Source organism: Microbacterium sp., assembly GCF_043427715.1.
In the GTDB taxonomy this organism is placed as follows: domain Bacteria; phylum Actinomycetota; class Actinomycetes; order Actinomycetales; family Microbacteriaceae; genus Microbacterium.
In genome coordinates this window covers 53,763-76,105 of the sequence record NZ_JBHWTD010000123.1, presented here as the reverse complement: position 1 = coordinate 76,105, position 22,343 = coordinate 53,763, and the positions used below count along the sequence as shown (strand labels likewise).

The window sequence follows — 22,343 nt, the reverse complement described above, 5'->3', positions numbered from 1 at the left end:
TCATCCGCCGCGGGTCGCCCACGTAAGCTCGTTCGGTGAATTTCGGAGAGTGGATCGCGCCGCGACGTCTCGGACGCGACTTCCGCTGGCTGCTGGCATCGTCGTGGACGAGTAACATCGGCGACGGCATCGCGCTCGCCGCCTCGCCGCTGCTGATCGCGTCGATGACCGACTCGCCGATCCTCGTGGCATCCGGCGCACTGCTGCAGTTCCTGCCGTGGCTGCTCTTCGGCCTCCACGCGGGAGCGATCGCCGACCGGGTCGACCGGCGCGTGCTGATCATGTGCGCCAACGGCATCCGGGCGCTGATCCTCGTCGCCCTGTGCGTCTTCCTCACGACCGGCGTCGCGAACATCGGGATCGTGCTCGCGGTCGCGTTCCTCTACGGCTGCGCCGAGGTATTCGTCGACACCACCAGCAGCACCCTCCTGCCCATGATGGTCCGCAAAGCCGACCTCGGCATCGGGAACGCTCGACTCCAGGCCGGATATCTCGTCGCGAACCAGTTCGGCGGTCCGCCGCTGGGAGCGTTCCTCTTCGCCCTCGGATCTTTCTGGCCCTTCGCCGTCCAGGCGGTGTGCGTCGCGCTCGCCGTCGTCCTCATCTCGCGCATCGCGCGCACCACCGTGAGCGCACACGACGCCGAGCCGCGTCCTCGCACGCCGGTGCACGTGGACATCCTCGAAGGCGTCCGGTGGCTGTGGCGGAACCCACCCGTCCGCACCCTGGTCATCATCATCCTGACGTTCAACGTCACATGGGCCGCGCCATGGGGCGTGCTCGTCCTGTACGCGACCGACTACCTCCAGATGGGGCCGATCGGCTACGGCGCCCTGACCACGGCATCCGCCCTCGGCGGACTGCTCTCGGTCGCGGGCTTCGGCTGGCTGGAGCGGCACTTCTCCTTCACCGTCCTCATGCGCGTCGTGCTCACCGCCGAAGTGCTCATGCACCTTGCGTTCGCCCTCACGACCTCGGGCGTCGTCGCGTTCATCATCATGTTCGCGTTCGGCGCGTACGCGTTCGTCTGGGGGACGATCTCCACGACGGTGCGCCAACGGCTCGTGCCGCGCCACCTGCAGGGCCGCATCGCCTCGGTGAACATGGTCGGCGTCTTCGGCGGCCTCGTCATCGGTCAGGCGCTCGGCGGCGTCATCGCGCAGTTCTGGGGGCCCACGGCCCCGTGGTGGTTCGCTTTCGTGGGCTCTGCGATCACGCTGCTGCTGGTGTGGCGCCCGATCTCGCACATCGCCGCAGCCAAACCTGTCGATGAGGGGGATGCCGCGCCGGCGGCATGACGGCGCGAAGAGCGCGATCGGCACCTACGGCAAGAACCTCACCGGGCAGCCCGCCCCCACGCTGCAGCAGGGGAGTGCGAAGAGGCTGCCGTCGTCATCCTGCAGCACGGACTGCGCGGCCGGGGTCACAGCGTGACCGTCGACGGCGTGTTCGGCGCGGGAACCAAGGCGCCGTCATCGCCTTCCAGAAGAGCAGGGGCCGCTCACCTCGCTAGCCTGGACGGATGCAGCAGCGCACTCTCGGCCGCACCGGCCGCGTCGTCTCCGCGATCGGTCTCGGCACCTGGCAGCTCGGTGCCGACTGGGGCGACGTGTCCGAAGAGGATGCGCTCGCCGTCCTCGAGGCGTCACTGGACGCCGGCGTTACCCTGTTCGACACCGCCGACGTCTACGGCGACGGGCGCAGTGAGACGCTCATCGGCCGCTTCCTCGCCGCACGTCCCGGGCACGGCGTCACCGTCGCCACGAAGATGGGCAGGCGGATGCCGCAGGAGCCCGAGAACTACAGCGCCGAGAACTTCCGCGCCTGGACCGACCGCTCCCGCCGCAACCTGGGCGTCGACACGCTCGACCTGGTGCAGCTGCACTGCCCGCCGTCGGAGGTCATCGACGCGGATGCCACGTACGACGCGCTCGACGACCTCGTCGCGGCCGGGTCGATCGCCGCCTACGGCGTCTCGGTCGAGACCACCGCGCAGGCGCTCGCCGCCATCGCGCGACCGAACGTCACGAACGTGCAGATCATCCTCAACCCGTTCCGCCTCAAGCCGCTCGACGAGGTCCTGCCCGACGCGGCCGCGGCGGGGGTCGCCGTGTTCGCGCGCGTGCCGCTGGCCTCCGGTCTGCTGAGCGGCAAGTACACCCGGGAGACGGAGTTCTCCGCCGACGACCACCGGTCGTTCAACCGCCACGGTGAGGCGTTCGACCGCGGCGAGACCTTCTCGGGCGTTGACTACGAGACCGGTCTCGACGCGGCATCCGAGCTCACCCGCGCACTCCCGGAGGGGGTCTCCCTGCCGGCGGCTTCACTCGCGTGGATCGCAGCGCTCCCCGGCGTCACCTCGGTGATCCCGGGCGCCCGCAACGTGCGTCAGGCGCGGGCGAACGCCGCCGCCGCGGCGCTGCTGGAGTGCACCGATCTCAGGGGCTTCGACGCCGCGGTCCACGAGGTGTACGACCGGCTGCTGCGCGCCGACATCCACCCCCAGTGGTGACCGCGGGCTGACCTGGGGACACGCCTGGCCGGCGACACCACGCCGCCACTACGGTGGACGCGGAAGGGGGCACGATGATCGTCGACTTCGAGGGCGAGCTGTTCCGCTGGCAGGCCCGAACCGATGCCTGGTATTTCGTCGCGCTCCCCGAACCCCTCAGCCTCGACGTCCGAGAGGTGCCGCGGCTCGGACGCGGCTTCGGCTCCGTCCCGGTGCAGGCGTCCATCGGCGGCTCCTCTTGGCGGACCTCGATCTTCCCCGATGCCGAGCGCGGGACGTATGTCCTCCCGATCAAGCGCGCCGTCCGCGAGGCGGAGGCCATCTCGGAGGGCGATGCGGTGCCGGTGCATCTCGATGTCCTCGACGGGTAGTCGGCGGTGAACCTGCTCGAGGGCCTGCCGACCGGCGCTGTCATCGCGGTGGTGCTCGGGTACCTCTGGCTCGCGCTGACGTCTGTCGTGCTCGCCACCGTCGACGTCCGCACGCACCGGCTGCCGAACGCCTGGGTTCTTCCCGGCTACCTCGTGCTCGGCGCCTGCTTCCTGGTGGCGTGCCTCCTCGGCGCGCCGTGGGGCGGGCTGCTGCGCGCCGCGGTGTCCGGCATCCTCCTGTTCGCCTTCTATCTCCTCCTGCGCGCACTCGGACCGGGCGGCATGGGTGGGGGAGACGTCAAACTCGCCGGCGTGCTCGGGCTGGCCCTCGGCTGGGCCGGCTGGGAGGCGCTCACCGTCGGCGCGATCGCGGGCTTCGTCCTCGGCGGTCTCTACGGCGTCGGCGCGATCGTGTTCGGCCGCGCCTCGGCGAAGACCGCGCTGCCCTTCGGGCCGTGGATGCTCCTCGGCGCCTGGATCGGGATTCTCTTCGGAGCGGAGATCGCCTCGCGGCTGCTTGCCTTCCCCATCTGAACGAGGTCCCTCACCAGGGATCGGTTACACGCCCCGGGCGTGCGCGCAAGGGGATGAAGCCCCAGCCCGCTCATCGGTAACGTGGCGGCCGCCTGGGCGTGCGGCATCCCGCTCGGGCACGACGGCGAGGAGCGAAGACATGACCGAGACCACCGAGAAGAAGACACTCCTCGCGCGGATCATCGCGTGGGCGCTCTCACTGCGCATCGTGCGGGCGTACCTCCGCTACAGCGAGCACCGCGGGCCGATGCTCGCCGACAGCGTGACCTATCGCACGCTGTTCAGCGTCTTCGCCGGCGTCCTGCTCGGCTTCTCGATCGCCGCACTGTGGCTCGCCGGCAACCCGACGGCGTGGGAGGCGCTGATCGACGCCGTCGACAGCGTGATCCCCGGACTCATCGGCTCCGGCAACCTCATCGACCCCGACGACCTGAAGGAGCCCATCGGGCTCTCCTTCGCGGGCGCACTCTCGCTCATCGGTCTCATCGGCGCCGCGATCGGCGCGATCGGCTCGCTCCGCCTCGCGATCCGGACCATCGCGGACAAGGTGCATGACGACACCTTCTTCCTCCTCGTGTTGGGGCGGAACCTCCTCCTCGCCATCGCGATCGGCGCGGGCCTGGCCGCCGCCGCTGCCGCGACGATCGTCGGCACCGCGGGAGTCGGGATCGTCGCCGACCTGATCGGGGTCTCCGCCGAGGCGCCGCTCACGAAGGTGCTCAGCGGTGTCGTCGGTGTCCTGATCACTTTCGTGCTCGACACCCTGGTCGTCGCGCTGCTGTTCCGGGTGCTGTCGGGTCTCCGCCCGCCCGCGCGGGCACTCTGGACCGGCGCCCTCCTCGGCGGGCTCGGACTCACCGTCCTGCAGCAGCTGTCGAGCCTGTTCGTGGGCGGTGCATCGTCCAACCCGCTGCTCGCGTCGTTCGCCTCGCTGATCGCGCTCCTGCTGTGGATCAACCTGTCGTCGCAGGTCATCCTCATCGCCTCCGCCTTCATCGTCGCGGGGACGCTCGAGTCGGAGGATCGGGTGCGCGCCGTCCACGGTGCCAGCACACTGATCGAACGCCGTGTGCAGACCGCCGAAGACCAGGTGCGCGCCGCCACCGACGAGCTGCACGCCGCGCGCGAGGCTCTCGCCGAAGAACGCGACCGCACGAGCTGACCCTGACACGTTCCGGTCACATCACGCGCGTGTGAAGAGTTCGCCTGACGGATGCCGCGGACTCACGTTCTCAGGCATCGGTGTGTACCTTCGATGACGTGACGAATGACAGCACCGTGTCCCGCCCGAAGGCCAGCCACCCCCTCGCGCTGGCACACGTGACCGCCCCCGACACGACCGTCGACGGCTTCGTGGCGCAGTTCCTCCGCAACCTGAACAGCGGTCGAGGCGTCACCCTCTCGGCATCCACGCCGAACGACCGCTACTTCGCCCTCGCGGCCACCGTCCGCGACTACCTGATGTCGCGGTGGCTCGAAGATGTGCAGCGTCAGCGGGGGAGCGACTCTCGCGGGGTCGCCTACCTGTCGGCGGAGTACCTGCTCGGCCGCCAGCTCGACAACAACCTCCTCGCTACCGGTCTGACCGCCATCGCGGGGGAGGCGCTCGCGGCATGCGGAATCGACATCGACGACGTGCGCGCCCTCGAGATCGAGCCCGGTCTCGGCAACGGCGGGCTCGGCCGCCTCGCGGCGTGCTTCATCGACTCCCTCGCGACGATGGGCGTGCCCAACGTCGGCTACGGCATCCGCTACGAGTACGGGATCTTCCGGCAGACCTTCGTCGACGGCCGCCAGGTCGAGCAGGCCGACTCGTGGCTCGCCCTCGGCTCGCCGTGGGAGTTCCCCCACCCCGAGGCGGCGCAGACGATCTCCTTCGGCGGCCACACCGAGACCTATGACGACGAGGGCGTCACGCGCACGCGGTGGATTCCCGCATGGAACGTGCAGGCCGTCCCCTACAACTACATGGTCCCCGGCTACCACAACGGTCGCGTGAACACGCTCCGCCTGTGGAGCGCGCAGGCCACCCAGGGCTTCGACCTGCGCGTCTTCAACGCCGGCGATTACCAGGAAGCCGTCCGCGCGCAGACCTACGCCGAGAACATCTCCAAGGTGCTCTACCCCGAGGATTCGACGCCGCAGGGCAAGGAGCTGCGCCTGCAGCAGCAGTACTTCTTCGTCGCGGCATCCATCAGCGATTTCGTCGACCACATCCTGCCGCGCGATTTCGACATCACGCGTCTTCCCGAGCGGGTCATCTTCCAGCTCAACGACACCCACCCGGTCATCGGGGTTCCCGAGCTCATGCGCGTCCTCGTCGATGAGCGCAAGTTGGAATGGGATGCCGCGTGGGCGATCACCCGCGAGTGCTTCGCCTACACGTGCCACACCCTGCTGCCCGAGGCGCTCGAGGTGTGGCCGTCCGAGCTGATGGGACGCCTGCTGCCCCGCCACCTCGAGATCATCTATCGCATCAACGATGAGTTCCTCGACGAGGTGCGCGCGACCTACGGTGACGACCTCGACCGCATCCGGCGGATGTCGATCATCGCGCCCGACGGTGCCGTGCGGATGGCCTTCCTGGCCACCGTCGCCGGCTCCAAGGTGAACGGCGTCGCCGAGCTCCACTCGCAGCTGCTGCGCGAGAAGGTGCTACCGGACTTCGACGAGTTCTACCCCGGCAAGTTCACGAACGTCACCAACGGCGTCACGCCGCGCCGGTTCATCAAACTCGCGAACCCGGCGCTGTCGCGGCTGATCACCGACACGATCGGCCCGGGGTGGCTCACCGACCTCGACCGACTGCAGGAACTCGAGCCTTACGCCGACGACCCGCAGTTCCGGAGCGCGTTCGCCTCGGTGAAGGCGGCCAACAAGCGCGCGCTCGCGAAGGCCCTGCACGCCCGCGACGGGCTCACCGTCGACGACGGGCACATGCTCGACGTCATGGTCAAGCGTCTCCACGAGTACAAGCGGCAGACACTGAAGCTCCTGCACATCGTGCACCTGTACGACCAGATCATCTCGGGGCGCGTCGCCGCCGCCGACATCACGCCGCGCACCTTCGTGTTCGGGGCGAAGGCAGCCCCCGGTTACGACATGGCGAAGCGGATCATCCACCTGATCAACGCAGTCGGCAGCGTCGTCAACTCCGATCCCCGCGTGGAGGGGCGCCTGGCGGTGCTCTTCCCGCCGAACTACAACGTCACACTCGCGGAGCGGGTCGTCCCCGCCGCCGACCTGTCCGAGCAGATCTCGCTCGCCGGCAAGGAGGCCTCCGGTACCGGCAACATGAAGTTCGCCCTCAACGGTGCGCTCACGATCGGCACCGACGACGGTGCGAACGTCGAGATCCGGCAGCTCGTCGGCGACGACAACTTCTTCCTGTTCGGCATGACCGAGCCCGACGTGGCCGCGCTCTCCGAGCGCGGATACCACCCCATCGACTTCGTCCGAGCCGATGAGAACCTGGCGCAGGCGCTCGACCTCATCTCGTCCGGGGTGTTCTCCGGCGGCGACGGATCGGTGTTCGAACCGGTGCTGTCGAGCCTGCTGCACCACGACCCGTTCATGGCGCTGGCGGATTTCACCTCGTACGTCGAGACACAGCAGAAGGTCGACGCGCTCTACGCCGACACCGAGGCGTGGACGAGGTCAGCGATCCTCAACGTCGCGCGGTGCGGGTTCTTCTCCTCCGACCGGTCGATGCGCGACTACATCGATCGGATCTGGCACACGCCGCCATTGGTCTGATCGGCACGGTCCGCTGCGTCAGCGGGCGTAGCGGGCGACGAAATTCCGCAGTACCGTCGCCGTCTCCGTCACCGGGGCCCGGTGGACGGCGGCGACGGTGTCGGCGTACTCGTCGGGGGCGAAGTAGCCGTAGCCGCGATACGCGTCGATGCGGGTGAGGATGCCGGGCAGGTCGAGCTCGGGGTGGAACTGCGTCGCGTAGACGTTCTCACCGACGCGGAACATCTGCACGGGACACGCCGGTGATCCCGCCAGGAGCGTCGCGGTCTCGGGCAGGCGGCTGATCGCCTCCTTGTGTCCGACGAAGGCGGCGAACGTGGGGGAGACGCCCTGCAGCAGCGGGTCGGCCTGCCCCTCGTCGGTCAGGGTCACGTCGACGACGCTGATCGGCTCACCGAACTGCCGGTCAATGCGGGCGCCGAGGTGGGCGCCCACGGTGCCGATGCCGTAGCAGGCGCCCAGGAACGGCGCGTCCCGGGCGACCACCTCCGTCAGCAGGGTCGCGAACTCCGCTTCGACTCGGCGCTGGACGGCCGACTTCAGGTCTTCCGGGTCCGAGGCGTTGAACGGGCCGCCGCCGACGAAGATGCCCGAGATGGCATCGAGGTCGATGTGCGGCATCCGGTCGCGCTCCAGCCGCACGCGACGGAGCTCGCTCGGCTGCAGCCCGGCGTGGCGCAGGAAGAGCTCGTACTCCTCATCGGCGGGGACATCCTCGGCGCGCGTGGCCAGGAGCAGGAAGGGCTTCACCACGCCAGCGTACGCGGCGGTTAGCACCGTGCGGACGGGCTCCGCAACCGGGGCGGCGGTGGCGGACCCCGCCGTTAGAGTCGAAGCAGGAGGTGCATCGACATGGCAATTGCACGACTTCACGGCGGCCCGCTCGACGGACAGGTGATCCCCCTCGAGGGCGAGACGACCGATCAGCTGATCCTGCCGTACAGCGAGACCCAGGTGGTCTACGAGCGCACCGGCGACGACCAGAACACCGGGGACAGCGACGGCCCGACCTCGGCCGACTACCACTTCGTCGAGGCCGAAGGCGACATCGACCCCGCGGCATCCGAGCGCGACGACCGCACCGGCGCGTGAGCTCCGCAGGGGAGCACTCGCTCGAGATCGAGCGGAAGTACGACGTCGACGAAGCGACCCCCATCCCCGACTGGAGCTCCCTGCCCGGCGTGACGGGCGTCGGGGAGGCGGAGGCCCGGGAGCTCGACGCCCGTTACCTCGACACCCCGGACGGGCGGCTCGGGCGCGCGAAGATCGCGCTCCGCCGCCGCACCGGAGGGCCTGACGAGGGGTGGCACGTCAAGCGCGTGACGCCGGCGGGCAAGGCGGAGTCGCGCTGGCCGCTGACCGAAGCCGGCGACGACGAGATCGTGGTGCCGGATGCCGTCGCCGCGGCGATCGCCGAGATCGCCGCGCCGCCGTTCGGCGTGCTCGCGCGCATCCGCAACACCCGCACCGCGTACGCGCTCACCGATGCCTCGGGTGCGCTCCTGGCGGAGTTCGTCGACGACCGCGTCACCGCGACCGACGAGCGCTCCGGTCGGGAGACCACCTGGCGGGAGTGGGAGCTCGAACTGGGTCCTGCGGCACCGGCAGACGACGCCGCACGTGCCGCGTTCTTCGCGCGCGCCGATGAGCTCGTCCGCGCTGCGGGCGGCGAGGTCGCGGCATCCGAGTCGAAACTCGGTCGCGCCCTCGGCGTCTGACGCCGCAGAACCCGCGACACCGCGGGAAAACGAACTGACGCCGCCCCCGGCTTCGTTGGGGCGGCGTCAGCAGTGACCGTCAGGCTAGTCGAAACGCGAGCGTCTCGACAGGCCGGAATGTCAGAGGTTGATCATGTGGCCGGCGAGGCCGTGGAACGCCTCCTGCAGGCCCTCCGACAGGGTCGGGTGGGTGTGCACGTTGCGGGCGGCTTCGAGAGCCGTGAGGTCCCACTTCTGCGCGAGGGTCAGCTCGGGGAGAAGCTCGGAGACGTCCGGGCCGATGAGGTGGCCACCGAGCAGTTCGAGGTGCTCCGCGTCGGCGATCAGCTTGACGAAACCGACCGGCTCGCCCAGGCCGTTGGCCTTGCCGTTGGCCGAGAACGGGAACTTCGCGACCGTCACGTCGTAGCCGGCGTCGCGGGCCTGCTGCTCGGTGAGGCCGAACGAGGCGACCTGCGGCGAGCAGAACGTCGCGCGCGGCATGTTGCGGTAGTCGCCGAGCGTCTGCGTCTCCGCCTTGCCGATGGTCTCGGCGGCGACGACGGCCTGCGCCTCGGCGACGTGGGCGAGCTGCAGCTTCGCGGTGACGTCACCGATCGCGTAGATGCCCTCGACGTTCGTGCGCATGTGGTCGTCGATCTCGATCGCGCCGCGGTCGGTGAGCTTCACGCCGGTCTTGTCGAGCCCGAAGCCCTCGACGCGCGGGGCGAAGCCGATCGACATGAGGACCTTGTCGGCCTCGATCTGGCCCTTCGCGCCATCGGCATTCGCGGAGTACGAGACGGTGACCTTGTCGCCGGAGTCGACGACGGACTCGACCTTCGTCGAGGTGAGGATATCGATGCCGTACTTCTTGTACTGGCGCTGGATCTCCTTCGAGACCTCGACGTCCTCGTTGGGGAGGGCGCGGTCGAGGAACTCGATGATCGTCACCTTCACGCCGTAGTTGCTGAGCACGAAGGCGAACTCCATACCGATGGCACCGGCGCCGACGATGACGATCGAGGAGGGCAGGTCACGCGTGAGGATCTGCTCTTCGTAGGTGACGACGTTCTCGCTGAGCTCGACACCCGGCAGCAAGCGCACGAAGGAGCCGGTCGAGATGATGACGTTGTCGAAGGTCACCTCTTCGGTCGAACCGTCCGACTTCGTGACGGTGATGGCCTTCGGGCCCGTGAAGGAACCGCGACCCTCGTACTCGGTCACCTTGTTCTTCTTCATGAGGAAGTGGATGCCCTTGACGTGGGTCTCGGCCACCTTGCGGCTGCGGTCCCAAGCGGTCCCGAAGTCGAACTTCACATCACCGCTGATGCCGAACAGGTCGGCCTTGTGGGTGAAGGTGTGCGCGAGGTCCGCGTTCTTGAGGAGTGCCTTGGAGGGGATGCAGCCCACGTTCAGGCACACACCGCCCCAGTACTTCTCTTCGATGATCGCGGTGGACAGACCGAGCTGCGCGGAACGGACGGCTGCGACATAGCCGCCGGGGCCGGCACCGAGGATGACGACGTCGTAGTGAGGCATGGTCCCAGACTAGTCCTCCGCCGTAACGGTCAGCTCTTCGTCGCGCCGCCTCGACGGCCTCGCGCGATCGCGATCGCGAGGACGACGCCGATACCGACGAACAGGATGCCGCCACCCACCGCGTACGGCACGGCGTTGAATCCTTCGGAGCCGCCCTCGGCCTGCTGACCGGTGCTCTCGACGCAGTCGCCGGCTGCCGCTCGCGCGCCGTCGGCGCCCACGGTGAACGTGAACTGCCCGGAGATGGGGTGACCGTCGCTAGAGACCGTCTTCCACTGCACGACGGCGGCGCCGTCGATGGGGGAGTCGACCGTCTGCGTGATCTCCACGCCGGAGATGACAGGGTCGGCACTGGAGATAGGTGAGCACTCCTCGTCGAAGACCGCGACCTCCGTGGCGCCGTCTTCGGTCATGGGCGCGTTCGAGAACGTGAGGGTGATCTGCTCGGGGGATTCGCCGAGGACGGCGTCGGCTGCGGGGTCGGAGCCGACGAGCTCGTCGTGCGCGGCTGCCGGTGCTGCAGGTAGTAGGAGTGCGGCGGCGAGGGCGATGGTCGACAGGATGCGACCTGGGCGCAGGGGCGTGGCGGAAGGCATGGAACGAGCGTAGGAGGGGAGGGGCATTTGCTTGCAGGGTCTGTCATCTGCCCCGTATCGGCGCTACCATGCTCGCTCCGGTGACGACCCCCGGCGATGGCTCGCCTCGAGGCCGACGCGTCTCCCAGATCGACGCGGTGATCAGTTAGTGTGGAATGAGGAGGACATCGTGGACGACACTCACCGACCCGGCGGCGACATTCATCGCAACGCTGAGACGTCGGCGCACCCGCGCCTGGTGGACGCGACCCAGACGTTCGGACATGACTCCGACCTCTCGTTCGTGCCGTTCGGCAGCGAGTTGAACGCCGCTGAGGTGGAGGCGATCAATGCGCTTCCAGCTCGATCCGCGCTCCTCATCGTCCGGTCGGGTCCGACCGCCGGTGCCCGTTACCTGCTGGACGCCGACGTGACGACCGTGGGCCGTCACCCCGAGGCGGACATCTTCTTCGACGACGTGACCGTGTCGCGTCGTCACGCCGAGATCACCCGCACCGGTTCGGTGTTCGAGCTCGTCGACCAGCGCTCCCTCAACGGCACGTACGTCAACGGTGAGCGCGTCGATCGCGCTGTCCTGGTCGACGGTGCCGAGGTGCGGGTCGGGAAGTTCCGGCTGAACTTCTTCGTCGCTCCGGCAGAGCGGGCGATCGGCGCGTGAGCCCGGCTACCGCGCCCCGTGGACGTTCCTCGTCCTCGGGGTCACTGAGTATCGGCCAGGTCCTGGCTCGGCTGAGTCCCGAATTCCCCGCTCTCACCGCGAGCAAACTCCGTTTCCTCGAAGTCCAGGGCATCGTGACGCCCGTCCGCACCGAGTCGGGGTACCGCAAGTTCTCACCCGCCGACGTCGACCGGCTGCGTACCGCGCTCACGATGCAGCGCGACTTCGGCATCCCGCTCGCACGAATCCGTGAGTACCTCGAGGAGCACGGCGACGAGGTTGCGCCCGCTCCGCCGGCGTCGATCATGCCGTCCACGCGGCGGTACCGTCGCGACGAGCTCATCGCCACGGCCGGGGCCCCCACCGGGCTCCTGAACGACGCCATCACCGCCGGTCTCATCGCGCCCGCGGAGATGTACGACGAGCGCGCGCTGTCGCTGCTCCGCTCACTCGTGGCGCTCGACGCCCACGGCATCCAACCGCGCCACATCCGAGGCGTCCGGCAGACCGCAGAACGCGAGGTCGCGCTCGTCGAGAGTGCGATGGCGCCCCTCCTGCGCCGGAACGACTCCGCATCGCACGCACGGGCGAACGAGCTCGGCCCCGAACTCATCCGTCGCATCGACGAGATCCGCGAGATCTTCGTCCAGACCGCGCTGGATCGGCTGACGCCCTGATGCGCTCGTGCGACACGCCGACGCCCGGGAGTCGGATGTCGTTGCCGCGTGAGGTTCCCTCCTCTAGCGTGGAAGAACCGAACACCGCAGGAGGTCACGATGACCGCGCATGACGCGCTGGGCGAGCAGAAGTTCTCGACAGAGCTTCTGTTCACCGATGGCCTCCCCGCGATGGACGACGAGGTCGGCTACCGCGGCGCACAGGCTGCGCGTGCCGCCGGCATCACCTACCGTCAGCTCGACTACTGGGCTCGCACCGAGCTCGTCGAGCCGACCGTTCGAGGCGCCAGCGGTTCCGGCTCGCAGCGTCTCTACGGCTTTCGCGACATCCTCGTCCTGAAGCTCGTCAAGCGCCTCCTCGACACCGGCATCTCGCTTCAGCAGATCCGTGTCGCCGTCGACCAGCTTCGCGCCTCCGGCATCCGCGACCTCGCGGGAACCACGCTCATGAGCGATGGGGCCTCGGTGTACCTGTGCACCTCCAACGACGAGGTCATCGACCTCGTGAGCCGCGGTCAGGGCGTGTTCGGCATCGCCGTCGGCAAGGTCCTGCGCGAGGTGGAGACGACTCTTGTCGAGTTCGACCCGCAGGCCATCGACCCCGTCGACGAGCTCGCCGCTCGTCGCGCCGCGCGCACGGCCTGACGCGCCCCGGCATCCGCTCATCGGAAGCGCATCGACGGAGCCGTCACGCGGCGAAGCATCGGCGCGGTGGACGTCCGATGACGCGGACGTCAGAAAGTCGTGCGCGGATCGCGTGGCGTCAGGACGCGGGGGTCGCTGCGGCGCCCGGGGTTCCGGCGACGGGGATGCGACCGGTGCGGACGATGCGGTCCAGCAGCGAGTCGAAGTCGGCCGCGAGCTCCTGAGCGGAGTCGCCGGGCCAGATGTGCAGCGGCTTCGCGGCGCCCTGCGCCTGCTGCAGCGACGTGCGCTCGGGCAGCTGCGGCGTCAGCACGAGCGGGCCGAACATGTCGCGCAGCTCCTTGATGCGGAACTGGTGCTCGATCGACTGCGGACGCACCCGGTTCACGACGATGCCGAGCGGCTGCAGCCGGGGGGAGAGGCCGCGGCGGATCTCCTCGATCGCGCGCAGCGCGCGGTCGGCGGCGGCGACCGAGAACAGACCCGGTTCGGTGATGACGATGACGCGGTCGGATGCCGCCCACGCGGTGCGCGTGAGGGCGTTCAGCGACGGCGCGCAGTCGATCAGGACGAGGTCGTAGTCGGCCTCGATGGTCGCGAGGGCCTCTTCGAGCTTCCAGACGTCGCGCACGCTCGGGTGCGGGCCGTCGAAGTTGATCGCGGACGGGCTGCCGATCATCACGTCGATCGTGCCCGGGTGCACCTTCGCCCAGCCGCTGGAGGTGATCGCCTGACGGACGACCTTCTCCTTCGGATTCGCGAGCACGTCCGCGACATTGAGTCGACCGGCCACCTGGATGTCCATGCCGGTCGACACGTCGGACTGAGGGTCGAGGTCGACGACGAGAGTCCGCACCCCGCGTGCGAACGCCGCCGAGGCGAGGCCGAGGGTCACGGTGGTCTTGCCGACACCACCCTTGAGGGAGCTGACGGAGAGTACGTGCACGAGGCACTACGTTACCTTCCCCTAGGCTGAGAGGGTACTCAGCACATCTCCGGTGACCCCGATGTCGTGGCGCCCCCTGCACCCAGTCGAGGTGAGAGCATGTTCCGCAAGATTCTGGTAGCGAACCGCGGTGAGATCGCGATCCGTGCATTCCGAGCGGCGTATGAATTGGGGGCGCGGACCGTCGCGGTCTTCCCTTATGAGGATCGCTACTCGCTGCACCGCCTGAAGGCGGACGAGGCCTACCAGATCGGCGAGGTCGGACACCCGGTGCGCGCGTATCTCGACGTCGACGAGATCATCCGTGTCGCGATCGAGAGCGGCGCCGACGCGATCTACCCGGGCTACGGCTTCCTCTCCGAGAACCCCGAACTCTCCGCCAAGGCCGCCGCGAACGGCATCGCGTTCATCGGACCCTCCGAAACGGTGCTCGAGATGGCGGGCAACAAGGTGACCGCCAAGCAGCACGCCATCGCGGCCGGCGTCCCCGTGCTCCGCTCCACCGAGGCATCCGACGACGTCGACGCCCTCGTGGCTCAAGCCGAGGACATCGGCTTCCCCGTCTTCGTGAAGGCCGTCGCCGGCGGTGGAGGCCGCGGTATGCGCCGCGTGGAATCGAAGGACGGGCTGCCCCCCGCTCTCGCGGAGGCGATGCGCGAGGCCGGCAGTGCCTTCGGTGACGCCCGGGTGTTCCTCGAGCAGGCCGTGCAGCGCCCCCGCCACATCGAAGTGCAGATCCTCGCCGACAAGAGCGGACGCACCGTCCACCTCTTCGAACGCGACTGCTCCGTGCAGCGCCGCCACCAGAAAGTCGTCGAGATCGCGCCGGCGCCGAACCTGTCGGACGAGATCCGCCACAGCCTCCACGACTACGCCGTCGCCTTCGCGAAGTCCATCTCCTACGAGAACGCCGGCACGGTCGAGTTCCTGCTGGAGACCGCGGGCCCCCGTACGGGCGAGGTCGTCTTCATCGAGATGAACCCGCGCATCCAGGTCGAGCACACCGTGACCGAGGAGGTCACCGACGTCGACCTCGTGCAGTCGCAGATGCGCATCGCGGCGGGGGAGAGCCTCGAGGACCTCGGCCTCCGTCAGGAGGACATCCACCTCCGCGGCGCCGCGCTACAGTGCCGCATCACGACGGAGGACCCCGCGCAGGGCTTCCGCCCCGACACCGGGAAGATCACCACGTACCGGTCGCCGGGCGGCGCCGGCATCCGTCTCGACGGCGGCACCACCGCCGCGGGCTCGCAGATCAGCCCGCACTTCGACTCGATGCTCTCCAAGCTCACCTGCCGCGGCCGCGACTTCGCCGCCGCCGTGCGTCGGTCGCGCCGCGCCCTCGCCGAGTTCCGCATCCGCGGTGTGTCGACGAACATCCCGTTCCTGCAGCGCGTCCTCGACGACCCTGCGTTCGTCGCCGGCGACCTGAGCACCGCGTTCATCGACGAGCGGCCCGAGCTGGTCAACGGCCGCGAGTCGAAGGACCGCGGCTCGAAGGTCGTGTCCTGGCTGGCCGATGTCACGGTCAACCGCCCGCACGGCGAGAGCCCCGTGCAGACCGACCCCGGCGTCAAGCTCCCGACCGTCGACCTCACCGCCGAGGCCCCCGCGGGGTCCCGCCAGCGGCTTCTCGAACTCGGCCCGAAGGGTTTCGTCGACGCGCTCCGCGCGCAGCCCGGCCTCGCGGTCACCGAGACGACCTTCCGCGACGCCCACCAGTCGCTGCTTGCGACGCGCGTCCGCACGAAGGACCTCGTCCGCGTGGCCCCGCACGTGGCGCGCTTGACGCCGCAGCTGCTGTCGGTCGAGGCGTGGGGCGGCGCGACCTACGACGTCGCGCTCCGCTTCCTCGGCGAAGACCCGTGGGAGCGTCTGGACGCGCTGCGGTCGTCGCTCCCGAACGTGGCGATCCAGATGCTCCTCCGCGGCCGCAACACGGTCGGCTACACCCCGTACCCGACGACGGTGACCGATGCCTTCGTCGCCGAGGCCGCGGCATCCGGTGTGGACATCTTCCGCATCTTCGACGCGCTCAACGACGTCAGCCAGATGCGCCCCGCCATCGAAGCGGTGCTGGCCACCGACACCGCCGTCGCCGAAGCGGCCATCTGCTACACGGGCAACCTCCTCGACCCGGCGGAAGACCTCTACACGCTCGACTACTACCTGCGTCTGGCCGAGCAGGTCGTCGAGGCCGGCGCGCACATCATCGCGATCAAGGACATGGCAGGCCTGCTGCGGCCCGCCGCCGCATCGCGCCTCGTGACCGCCCTCCGTGAGCGGTTCGATCTGCCCGTCCACGTCCACACCCACGACACCGCCGGCGGACAGCTCGCGACCCTGCTGGCCGCGAGTGCCGCCGGAGCGGATGCCGTCGACGCGGCCGCTGCGCCGATGTCGGGCACCACGAGTCAGCCCTCCCTCTCCGCGCTGGTCGCGGCCCTCGCGAACACGGAGCGCGACACCGGCCTCGACCTCCAGTCCGTCTCGGACCTCGAGCCCTACTGGGAGGCGGTTCGCAATCTCTACGCGCCGTTCGAGTCGGGTCTTCCCGGCCCCACCGGACGGGTCTACCACCACGAGATCCCGGGTGGGCAGCTCTCGAACCTGCGCCAGCAGGCGATCGCCCTGGGGCTCGCGGAGGACTTCGAGCTCATCGAGGACATGTACGCCGCCGCCAACGGCATCCTGGGCCGTGTGCCCAAGGTGACGCCGTCGTCGAAGGTCGTCGGAGACCTCGCCCTGCACCTCGCCGCGGTGAAGGCCGACCCCGCCGACTTCGAAGCGAATCCCGAGAAGTACGACGTGCCCGACTCCGTCGTCGGCTTCATGGCGGGGGAGCTCGGCGATCTGCCGGGCGGATGGCCCGAGCCGTTCCGCTCGAAGGTGCTCGCGGGCCGCTCGGTCAAGGTCGGCGTGACGGAGATCTCCGAGGAGGACGCGCAGGCACTGGATGCCGATTCGGCCACCCGCCGCGACCGGCTCAACCGGCTGCTGTTCCCCGCTCCCACCAAGGCGTTCCACGAGGTGCGCGACACGTACGGGGACCTCAGCGTCCTCGACACGATCGACTACCTGTACGGCCTCGTCCCGGGCCAGGAGCACGTGGTCGAGATCGAGCGCGGCGTGCAGCTGTACGTGGGGCTGGAGGCCATCGGCGAAGTCGACGAGAAGGGCATGCGGACCGTCATGGCCACCCTCAACGGCCAGCTCCGCCCCGTCGCCGTCCGCGACCGCCAGGTCAAGGTCGAGGCCCGCCAGGCCGAGAAGGCCGACACCTCCAAGCCCGGTCAGGTCGCGGCTCCGTTCTCCGGTGTCGTCACGCTGAAGGCGGAGGAGGGGGCGAAGGTTCAGGCGGGTCAGCCCGTGGCATCCATCGAGGCGATGAAGATGGAGGCGGCCATCACCGCGCCCGTCGACGGCGTCGTGGAGCGCCTCGTGATCCCCGGAACGGCGCAGGTCGAGGCGGGTGACCTTTTGCTGGTCATCCGGCCCGCAGACTAACCTGGTTGGTCGGGCGTTCTCGCCCGCCATGAACCTGGAGTGAACAGCCCGTGATGCGTGACCGCGACAACGAGACGTCGGACGACGTCGACAACGGCGTGCTAACCAGCACCGACAGCCTCGAGACGACGGGGATCGGCATCGTCGACGGTTCCACCGCGCAGGTCGAGGTCTCCCTGCCGACGCTCCACGACGAGGACGCGTACCTCGCAGAGGAAGACCTGGGCGACGCGGCCCTGACGGCAGAGCCCATCGAGGAGTCCGCTCCCGCACCTGCTTCCGATGTGCCCGTGGCGGAGGACGTCATCGACGCCGACGTCGTCGCCTCGCCCACTCCGACCGGCACCGTCGTCACGGGTCAGACCCGCCGAGCGATGCATCACGCCAACGAGGTCGACAAGCACTCGCTGGAGCGCGTGCACCCCGCGCGCGTCGAGGAGGAGCCGCTGCAGTCCCGACGTCTCGACCAGCTCGGCGCCGACCGGGAGACCGCCGACCTGCTGACCGCCGACCGGCTGATCGACCGCTCGCGCGTCGCCGACGCCGAGCCGGACGGGCCCTGGCAGAAATTCGTCTACGCCGCCACCGCGCGTCGGGTGAACCTCGGCGACAGCAAGCGCGCCCGTGCGCGCAAGGAGCTCGACCGGCGCATCGCCGCCCCCCTCCACGGGGGAGCGAAGTTCGTCCCCGTGCTGTCGCGGAAGGGTGGCGTCGGCAAGACGAGTGTCACCACGCTCCTCGGTATGGCTCTCGCCGATGCCAGGGAAGACCGCGTCATCGCGGTCGACGCGAACCCCGACCGCGGCACGCTCGCGGAGCGGATCGGTCGCACGAGCGGCAAGACGGTGCGCGATCTCGTCCGCATGCGCGCGGACGTCACCGGGTTCAACGACCTGTCGTCGATCGTCGCGCGCGACGAGACCCGCCTCGATGTGCTCGCCTCCGACGCCGACCCGCACCTGTCCGAGGCCTTCAGCGACCGCGACTACCACGACGTCTCCGCCGTGGCCGCGCACTACTACTCGCTCGTCCTGACCGACACCGGCACCGGCATCGTCCACTCGGTGATGGATGCCACGCTCGAACTCGCCGATCAGCTCGTGGTCGTCGCGGGGCGGAGCATCGACGAAGCGCGACTGGCGTCGGAGACGCTCACGTGGCTCGAGTCGAACGGCTACAGCGAGCAGGTGCGTTCGGCGATCGTCGTCCTCAACACCTCGCGCCCGGGCGCGAGCCTCGTGAAGCCGGAGGAGCTCGAAGCGCACTTCCGCAGCCGCGTCCGCGCTGTCGTCACCCTGCCGTACGACGCCCACATCGCCACCGGTGGAGCGATCTCGTTCCGTGATCTGGCGCCCAGTGCGCGTCTCGCGGCGCGCGAGTTGGCGGCGCTCGTCGTCGAGGGGCTCCGTAACCCGGGATCGGGGCGCTGACGTGACCGCTCGCCCGATCCGCATCTTCGGAGACCCGGTCCTGCGGACGACCTGCGCGCCGGTCGACGTCGTCGATGACGGCACCCGGTCGCTCGTGCAGGATCTCCTCGACTCGGTCGAACTGCCCGGCCGCGCCGGCGTTGCGGCCCCCCAGATCGGTGTCGCCGCCCGCGCCTTCAGCTACAACGTCGACGGCACGATCGGCTACGTGCTCAATCCCGTCCTCGAGGTCGCCGGAGAGCCGGTGCCGACGGGGGAGGGGTGCTTGTCGGTGCCGGGGCTGTGGCACGACGCGCTCCGGCATCCGTGGGCCCGCGTCACCGGGATGGATGTCGACGGCGAACAGATCGTCATCGAGGGTGAGGGGCTGCTCGCGCAGGCGCTGCAGCACGAATGCGACCACCTCGATGGGAAGCTCTACCTCGACCGGCTGCCGCCGGACGTGCGACGGCAGGCCATGCGCGAAGTGCGCGAATCCGCCTGGTTCTGAGCAGCCTCCACGCAACGAAGAAGGGCCCGGTCTCCCGGGCCCTTCTCTGTGGCGTGGATCAGTTGCCGAGCGAGATGTTCGTCGTCGACACCTTCGCGGCGTAGAGCTCGTCGATGTCGGCGGCGAAGTCGTCGAGGATGACGTTCCGCTTGATGCTCATCTTCGGCGTCAGGTGACCCGAGGCTTCCGTCCACTCGGTGTCGAGCAGCACGAACTTCCGGATCGACTCGGCGCGCGAGACGCCCTTGTTCGCCCGGTCGACGGCCGTCTGGACCTCGGCGATGACCTTCTCGTTGTGTACGGCCTCGGACATCGGCATGTCACCGGGGAGACCGTTGTTGGCGAGCCAGGTCGGCAGCATCTCGCGGTCGAGGGTGACGAGGGCCGCGATGAAGGGCTTCTGGTCTCCGACCACGACGACCTGACCGACGATCGGGTTGGCGCGGATCGGGTCCTCCAGGACCGCGGGGGCGACGTTCTTGCCGCCCGCCGTCACGATGATCTCCTTCTTGCGGCCGGTGATCGTGAGGTAGCCGTCTGCGTCGACGGTGCCGATGTCACCGGTGCGGAACCAGCCGTCGTCGAAGGTGTCCGCCGTCGCTTCCGGGTTCTTCCAGTACTCCTTGAAGACGTTGATGCCCTTGACCTCTATCTCGCCATCCTCGGCGAGGCGGATGCTGACGCCCGGAAGCGCCGGGCCGACGGTGCCGATCTTGGACTTATCGGTCCGGTTCACGGTGGCCGGCGCGGTCGTCTCGGTGAGCCCGTAGCCCTCGAGGATGTGGACGCCGAGGCTGTGGAAGAAGTGGCCCAGACGCGGGCCCAGGGGAGCGGAGCCCGACACCGCGTACTTGACGTTGCCGCCCATCGCCGTGCGCAGCTTGCCGTAGACGAGCTTGTCGAAGAGAGCGAACTTGATCTTCATGCCGAGCGGGATCCGCTCGCCGTCCTGCAGACGGCGCGAGTGCTCGACGGCGGTCGCCGCGGCGGCGCGGAAGATCTTGCCCTTCCCGCCGGCCTCGGCCTTCTGCTCGGCCGAGTTGTACACCTTCTCGAACACGCGGGGCACAGCGAGCAGGTAGGTCGGCTTGAACGAGCCCAGCGCCGCGAGAAGCTTCGTGGTGTCTGGCTCGTGGCCGGTCTTGACGCCGGTGTGGATGTTCAGCACCGCGATGAAACGGGCGAAGATGTGGGCCAGCGGCAGGAAGAGCACGGTCGACGCACCCGGCTCCTCGACGACGGCACTGAGGGCGACGGCGGAGTTGCGGGCCAGCTCGACGAAGTTGCTGTGGGTCAGGACGCAGCCCTTCGGGCGACCCGTGGACCCGGACGTGTAGATGAGGGTGGCGATGTCGTCGCCGTTCGCGAGGGTCCGACGCCGTTCGATCTCCTCATCGGTGACGGACGCGCCGTTGCCGCTGAGGGTGTCGAGGTCGCCGGCGCTCATGGTCCACACGTTGCGGACGAGCGGCGTCTGCTCACGGATCTCCGCGACGCGAGCGGCATGGGCCTCGCTCTCGGCGATGACCGCGACGGCGCCCGAGTCGGACAGGATCCAGTTGATCTGCGAGGCCGAGCTCGTCTCGTAGACCGGGACCATGACGGCTCCGGCGAAGAACAGAGCGAAGTCGACGAGTGACCAGTGGTAGGTGGTCCGTGCGATGAAGGCGACCTTGTCGCCAGGCTCGATGCCGGCGGCGGCGAAGCCCTTGGCAAGCGCGGTGACCTCGCGGTGGAAGTCGGCGGCGGTGACGTCGCGCCAGCCCTCGCCATCGGGAACGGCGAACAGAGCGAGCGAAGGGGTGGCCTTCACTCGGTCGACCAGCAGGTCGGAGGTGTTCGCCGTGGGATCGGCGGGTACAGCGGCGGGGACGTCGAATTGTACGGCGCTCATGGGCGGCAGCTCCTTCGGTACCGAGAGGCGTCGGGATATGGTGCGACCGAGTCTATAGTCACGTGACCCTCAATCCCACGACGACGGGCCGAACCCGTGCGCGACTAGACTCTCGGATGCCGCGCGACCGGTGCGCGGGCGAAGGGAGTCGCGTGCTCAACGTCGGCATCGACATCGGTGGAACGAAGATCGCAGGCGGTGTGGTCGATTCCGAGGGCACGATCCTCGAACGGCGACGCGTCGCCACTCCCGCCGATCCGTCAGCGCTGGCCGACGCCGTCGCCGTGATGGTGGCGGACCTGACGAGCGAGCACGACGTGCATGCCGTGGGTGTCGCGGCAGCCGGTTTCATCGACGCTTCGCGGTCGGTCATCCTCCACGCGCCCAACATCGATTGGGTCGATGAGCCCCTGCGCGCAGACCTGGAGTCCCGCATCGGGCGCCCGGTGACTCTGGAGAACGACGCCAACGCGGCGGGCTGGGGCGAGTTCCGCTTCGGGGCCGGCCGGGAGGTCGACGACATGGTCATGCTCACCCTCGGCACGGGGGTCGGCGGCGCAGCCATCATCGGCGGCGAGCTCCTGCTCGGCGGTCACGGCATCGCGGGCGAACTGGGCCACATCCGCTTCGAGCGCGGCGGACGTGCGTGCGGGTGCGGTCAGCGCGGGTGCCTCGAGCAGTACGCATCGGGCCGTGCCCTGCAGCGCGAAGCATCGGAGATCGCGGATGCCGGTGGTGTGGGCGCGGGCCTCGCTGCGGCGCGGACCGCCGACGGGATCGTCCCGGCATCCGCCATGTCCGAACTCATCGCCACCGGCGACCCGGGTGCCCTCGAGGCCGTCACGCGCGTCGCGACGGCGCTCGGCGAGGCGTGCGGCGGATTCCAGGCCGTGCTCGACCCCGAACTGTTCGTCATCGGCGGCGGCGTCGCCGAGCTGGGGGAGCGCCTGCTCCACCCGGTGCGCGCCGCGTACGCGACCGCGCTGCCGGGTTACGGCGAGCGCCCCGTGGCATCGTTCGCGATGGCCACCCTCGGCAATGACGCCGGCCTGATCGGCGTCGCCGACCTCGCCGGAGGGCGGGTTTGA

The 22,343-nt window shown here is 69.3% G+C and carries 20 protein-coding genes; 15 read left to right on the top strand and 5 right to left on the bottom strand.

Annotated features, from left to right (window positions below; all coding sequences use genetic code 11):
- Positions 1-35: 35 nt before the first annotated feature.
- The 6 genes from ACHFGS_RS13365 (at position 36) to ACHFGS_RS13340 (ending at position 7,173) form a co-directional block, all read left to right on the top strand.
- On the top strand, positions 36-1,298 hold the full coding sequence (locus ACHFGS_RS13365; protein WP_394279114.1) for an MFS transporter: 1,263 nt from the start codon (positions 36-38) through the stop codon (positions 1,296-1,298).
- 224 nt (positions 1,299-1,522) lie between these two features.
- Positions 1,523-2,512 (top strand): aldo/keto reductase, encoded by a 990-nt coding sequence (locus ACHFGS_RS13360; protein WP_394279113.1) that lies wholly within the window; start codon positions 1,523-1,525, stop codon positions 2,510-2,512.
- A gap of 74 nt (positions 2,513-2,586) precedes the next feature.
- On the top strand, positions 2,587-2,883 hold the full coding sequence (locus ACHFGS_RS13355; RefSeq protein WP_394279112.1) for a DUF1905 domain-containing protein: 297 nt from the start codon (positions 2,587-2,589) through the stop codon (positions 2,881-2,883).
- Between the two features lie 6 nt (positions 2,884-2,889).
- Entirely contained in the window at positions 2,890-3,417 is a 528-nt protein-coding gene (locus ACHFGS_RS13350) for a prepilin peptidase (RefSeq protein WP_394279111.1), read from the top strand.
- Positions 3,418-3,556: 139 nt separating this feature from the next.
- Positions 3,557-4,579 carry a YihY/virulence factor BrkB family protein gene (locus tag ACHFGS_RS13345; protein ID WP_394279110.1) on the top strand — a complete coding sequence of 341 codons (1,023 nt, stop codon included), beginning with the start codon at positions 3,557-3,559 and terminating at the stop codon, positions 4,577-4,579.
- Positions 4,580-4,677: 98 nt separating this feature from the next.
- Positions 4,678-7,173, top strand: coding sequence for a glycogen/starch/alpha-glucan phosphorylase (locus ACHFGS_RS13340; protein ID WP_394279109.1), 2,496 nt, complete (start codon positions 4,678-4,680; stop codon positions 7,171-7,173).
- 18 nt (positions 7,174-7,191) lie between these two features.
- Here the strand turns inward: ACHFGS_RS13340 and ACHFGS_RS13335 are convergent, their stop codons facing one another.
- Complete coding sequence (locus ACHFGS_RS13335) at positions 7,192-7,923, bottom strand: glutamine amidotransferase (protein ID WP_394279108.1); 732 nt, start codon at positions 7,921-7,923, stop codon at positions 7,192-7,194.
- Positions 7,924-8,025: 102 nt separating this feature from the next.
- Here ACHFGS_RS13335 and ACHFGS_RS13330 point away from each other — a divergent pair, with 102 nt between their 5' ends.
- Together ACHFGS_RS13330 and ACHFGS_RS13325 are read left to right on the top strand one after the other, a co-directional pair.
- A complete protein-coding gene (locus tag ACHFGS_RS13330; RefSeq protein ID WP_394279107.1) occupies positions 8,026-8,265 on the top strand; it encodes a response regulator in 240 nt (79 codons plus the stop codon).
- Positions 8,262-8,891, top strand: a complete 630-nt coding sequence (locus ACHFGS_RS13325) for a CYTH domain-containing protein (RefSeq protein WP_394279106.1) — start codon at positions 8,262-8,264, stop codon at positions 8,889-8,891. The genes ACHFGS_RS13330 and ACHFGS_RS13325 overlap by 4 nt, the downstream gene beginning before the upstream one ends.
- A 120-nt stretch (positions 8,892-9,011) precedes the next feature.
- Here ACHFGS_RS13325 and lpdA read toward each other — a convergent pair whose 3' ends face one another.
- The gene (lpdA, locus tag ACHFGS_RS13320; RefSeq protein WP_394289546.1) at positions 9,012-10,412 is read right to left on the bottom strand and encodes a dihydrolipoyl dehydrogenase; all 1,401 of its coding nucleotides are present in this window, start codon (positions 10,410-10,412) and stop codon (positions 9,012-9,014) included.
- Positions 10,413-10,441: 29 nt separating this feature from the next.
- On the bottom strand, positions 10,442-11,008 hold the full coding sequence (locus tag ACHFGS_RS13315) for a copper resistance protein CopC (RefSeq protein ID WP_394279104.1): 567 nt from the start codon (positions 11,006-11,008) through the stop codon (positions 10,442-10,444).
- A gap of 169 nt (positions 11,009-11,177) precedes the next feature.
- Between ACHFGS_RS13315 and ACHFGS_RS13310 the strand changes: the two genes are divergently transcribed.
- From ACHFGS_RS13310 to ACHFGS_RS13300, 3 genes are all read left to right on the top strand, one after another.
- Positions 11,178-11,666, top strand: a complete 489-nt coding sequence (locus tag ACHFGS_RS13310; RefSeq protein WP_394279103.1) for an FHA domain-containing protein — start codon at positions 11,178-11,180, stop codon at positions 11,664-11,666.
- Positions 11,663-12,343, top strand: coding sequence for a MerR family transcriptional regulator (locus tag ACHFGS_RS13305; RefSeq protein WP_394279102.1), 681 nt, complete (start codon positions 11,663-11,665; stop codon positions 12,341-12,343). Before ACHFGS_RS13310 ends, ACHFGS_RS13305 begins: the two co-directional genes overlap by 4 nt.
- A gap of 99 nt (positions 12,344-12,442) precedes the next feature.
- Positions 12,443-12,988, top strand: a complete 546-nt coding sequence (locus tag ACHFGS_RS13300) for a MerR family transcriptional regulator (protein ID WP_394279101.1) — start codon at positions 12,443-12,445, stop codon at positions 12,986-12,988.
- A gap of 118 nt (positions 12,989-13,106) precedes the next feature.
- Here ACHFGS_RS13300 and ACHFGS_RS13295 read toward each other — a convergent pair whose 3' ends face one another.
- Positions 13,107-13,934 (bottom strand): ParA family protein, encoded by an 828-nt coding sequence (locus ACHFGS_RS13295; RefSeq protein ID WP_394289545.1) that lies wholly within the window; start codon positions 13,932-13,934, stop codon positions 13,107-13,109.
- A gap of 99 nt (positions 13,935-14,033) precedes the next feature.
- On the opposite strand from ACHFGS_RS13295, the gene ACHFGS_RS13290 reads away from it, so the two are divergent.
- The 3 genes from ACHFGS_RS13290 to ACHFGS_RS13280 are packed head-to-tail and all read left to right on the top strand — an operon-like array spanning position 14,034 to position 19,361.
- Entirely contained in the window at positions 14,034-17,441 is a 3,408-nt protein-coding gene (locus ACHFGS_RS13290; RefSeq protein ID WP_394289544.1) for a pyruvate carboxylase, read from the top strand.
- 53 nt (positions 17,442-17,494) lie between these two features.
- Positions 17,495-18,871, top strand: coding sequence for a MinD/ParA family protein (locus ACHFGS_RS13285; protein WP_394278117.1), 1,377 nt, complete (start codon positions 17,495-17,497; stop codon positions 18,869-18,871).
- 1 nt (position 18,872) lies between these two features.
- Positions 18,873-19,361, top strand: coding sequence for a peptide deformylase (locus ACHFGS_RS13280; RefSeq protein WP_394278118.1), 489 nt, complete (start codon positions 18,873-18,875; stop codon positions 19,359-19,361).
- A 58-nt stretch (positions 19,362-19,419) separates the two neighbouring features.
- On the opposite strand, the gene ACHFGS_RS13275 is transcribed toward ACHFGS_RS13280, so the two are convergent.
- Positions 19,420-21,255, bottom strand: coding sequence for an AMP-dependent synthetase/ligase (locus ACHFGS_RS13275; RefSeq protein WP_394278119.1), 1,836 nt, complete (start codon positions 21,253-21,255; stop codon positions 19,420-19,422).
- A 152-nt stretch (positions 21,256-21,407) separates the two neighbouring features.
- Here ACHFGS_RS13275 and ACHFGS_RS13270 point away from each other — a divergent pair, with 152 nt between their 5' ends.
- Positions 21,408-22,343, top strand: a complete 936-nt coding sequence (locus tag ACHFGS_RS13270) for an ROK family protein (protein WP_394278121.1) — start codon at positions 21,408-21,410, stop codon at positions 22,341-22,343.

What these genes read in the sequence shown, in the direction of transcription:
- ACHFGS_RS13360 (WP_394279113.1), top strand. Translation starts at nt 1,523, where the DNA reads ATGCAGCAGCGCACTCTCGGCCGCACCGGCCGCGTCGTCTCCGCGATC.
- ACHFGS_RS13355 (WP_394279112.1), top strand. Translation starts at nt 2,587, where the DNA reads ATGATCGTCGACTTCGAGGGCGAGCTGTTCCGCTGGCAGGCCCGAACC.
- ACHFGS_RS13345 (WP_394279110.1), top strand. Translation starts at nt 3,557, where the DNA reads ATGACCGAGACCACCGAGAAGAAGACACTCCTCGCGCGGATCATCGCG.
- ACHFGS_RS13330 (WP_394279107.1), top strand. Translation starts at nt 8,026, where the DNA reads ATGGCAATTGCACGACTTCACGGCGGCCCGCTCGACGGACAGGTGATC.
- lpdA (WP_394289546.1), bottom strand. Translation starts at nt 10,412, where the DNA reads ATGCCTCACTACGACGTCGTCATCCTCGGTGCCGGCCCCGGCGGCTAT.
- ACHFGS_RS13315 (WP_394279104.1), bottom strand. Translation starts at nt 11,008, where the DNA reads ATGCCTTCCGCCACGCCCCTGCGCCCAGGTCGCATCCTGTCGACCATC.
- ACHFGS_RS13300 (WP_394279101.1), top strand. Translation starts at nt 12,443, where the DNA reads ATGACCGCGCATGACGCGCTGGGCGAGCAGAAGTTCTCGACAGAGCTT.
- ACHFGS_RS13290 (WP_394289544.1), top strand. Translation starts at nt 14,034, where the DNA reads ATGTTCCGCAAGATTCTGGTAGCGAACCGCGGTGAGATCGCGATCCGT.
- ACHFGS_RS13285 (WP_394278117.1), top strand. Translation starts at nt 17,495, where the DNA reads ATGCGTGACCGCGACAACGAGACGTCGGACGACGTCGACAACGGCGTG.
- ACHFGS_RS13275 (WP_394278119.1), bottom strand. Translation starts at nt 21,255, where the DNA reads ATGAGCGCCGTACAATTCGACGTCCCCGCCGCTGTACCCGCCGATCCC.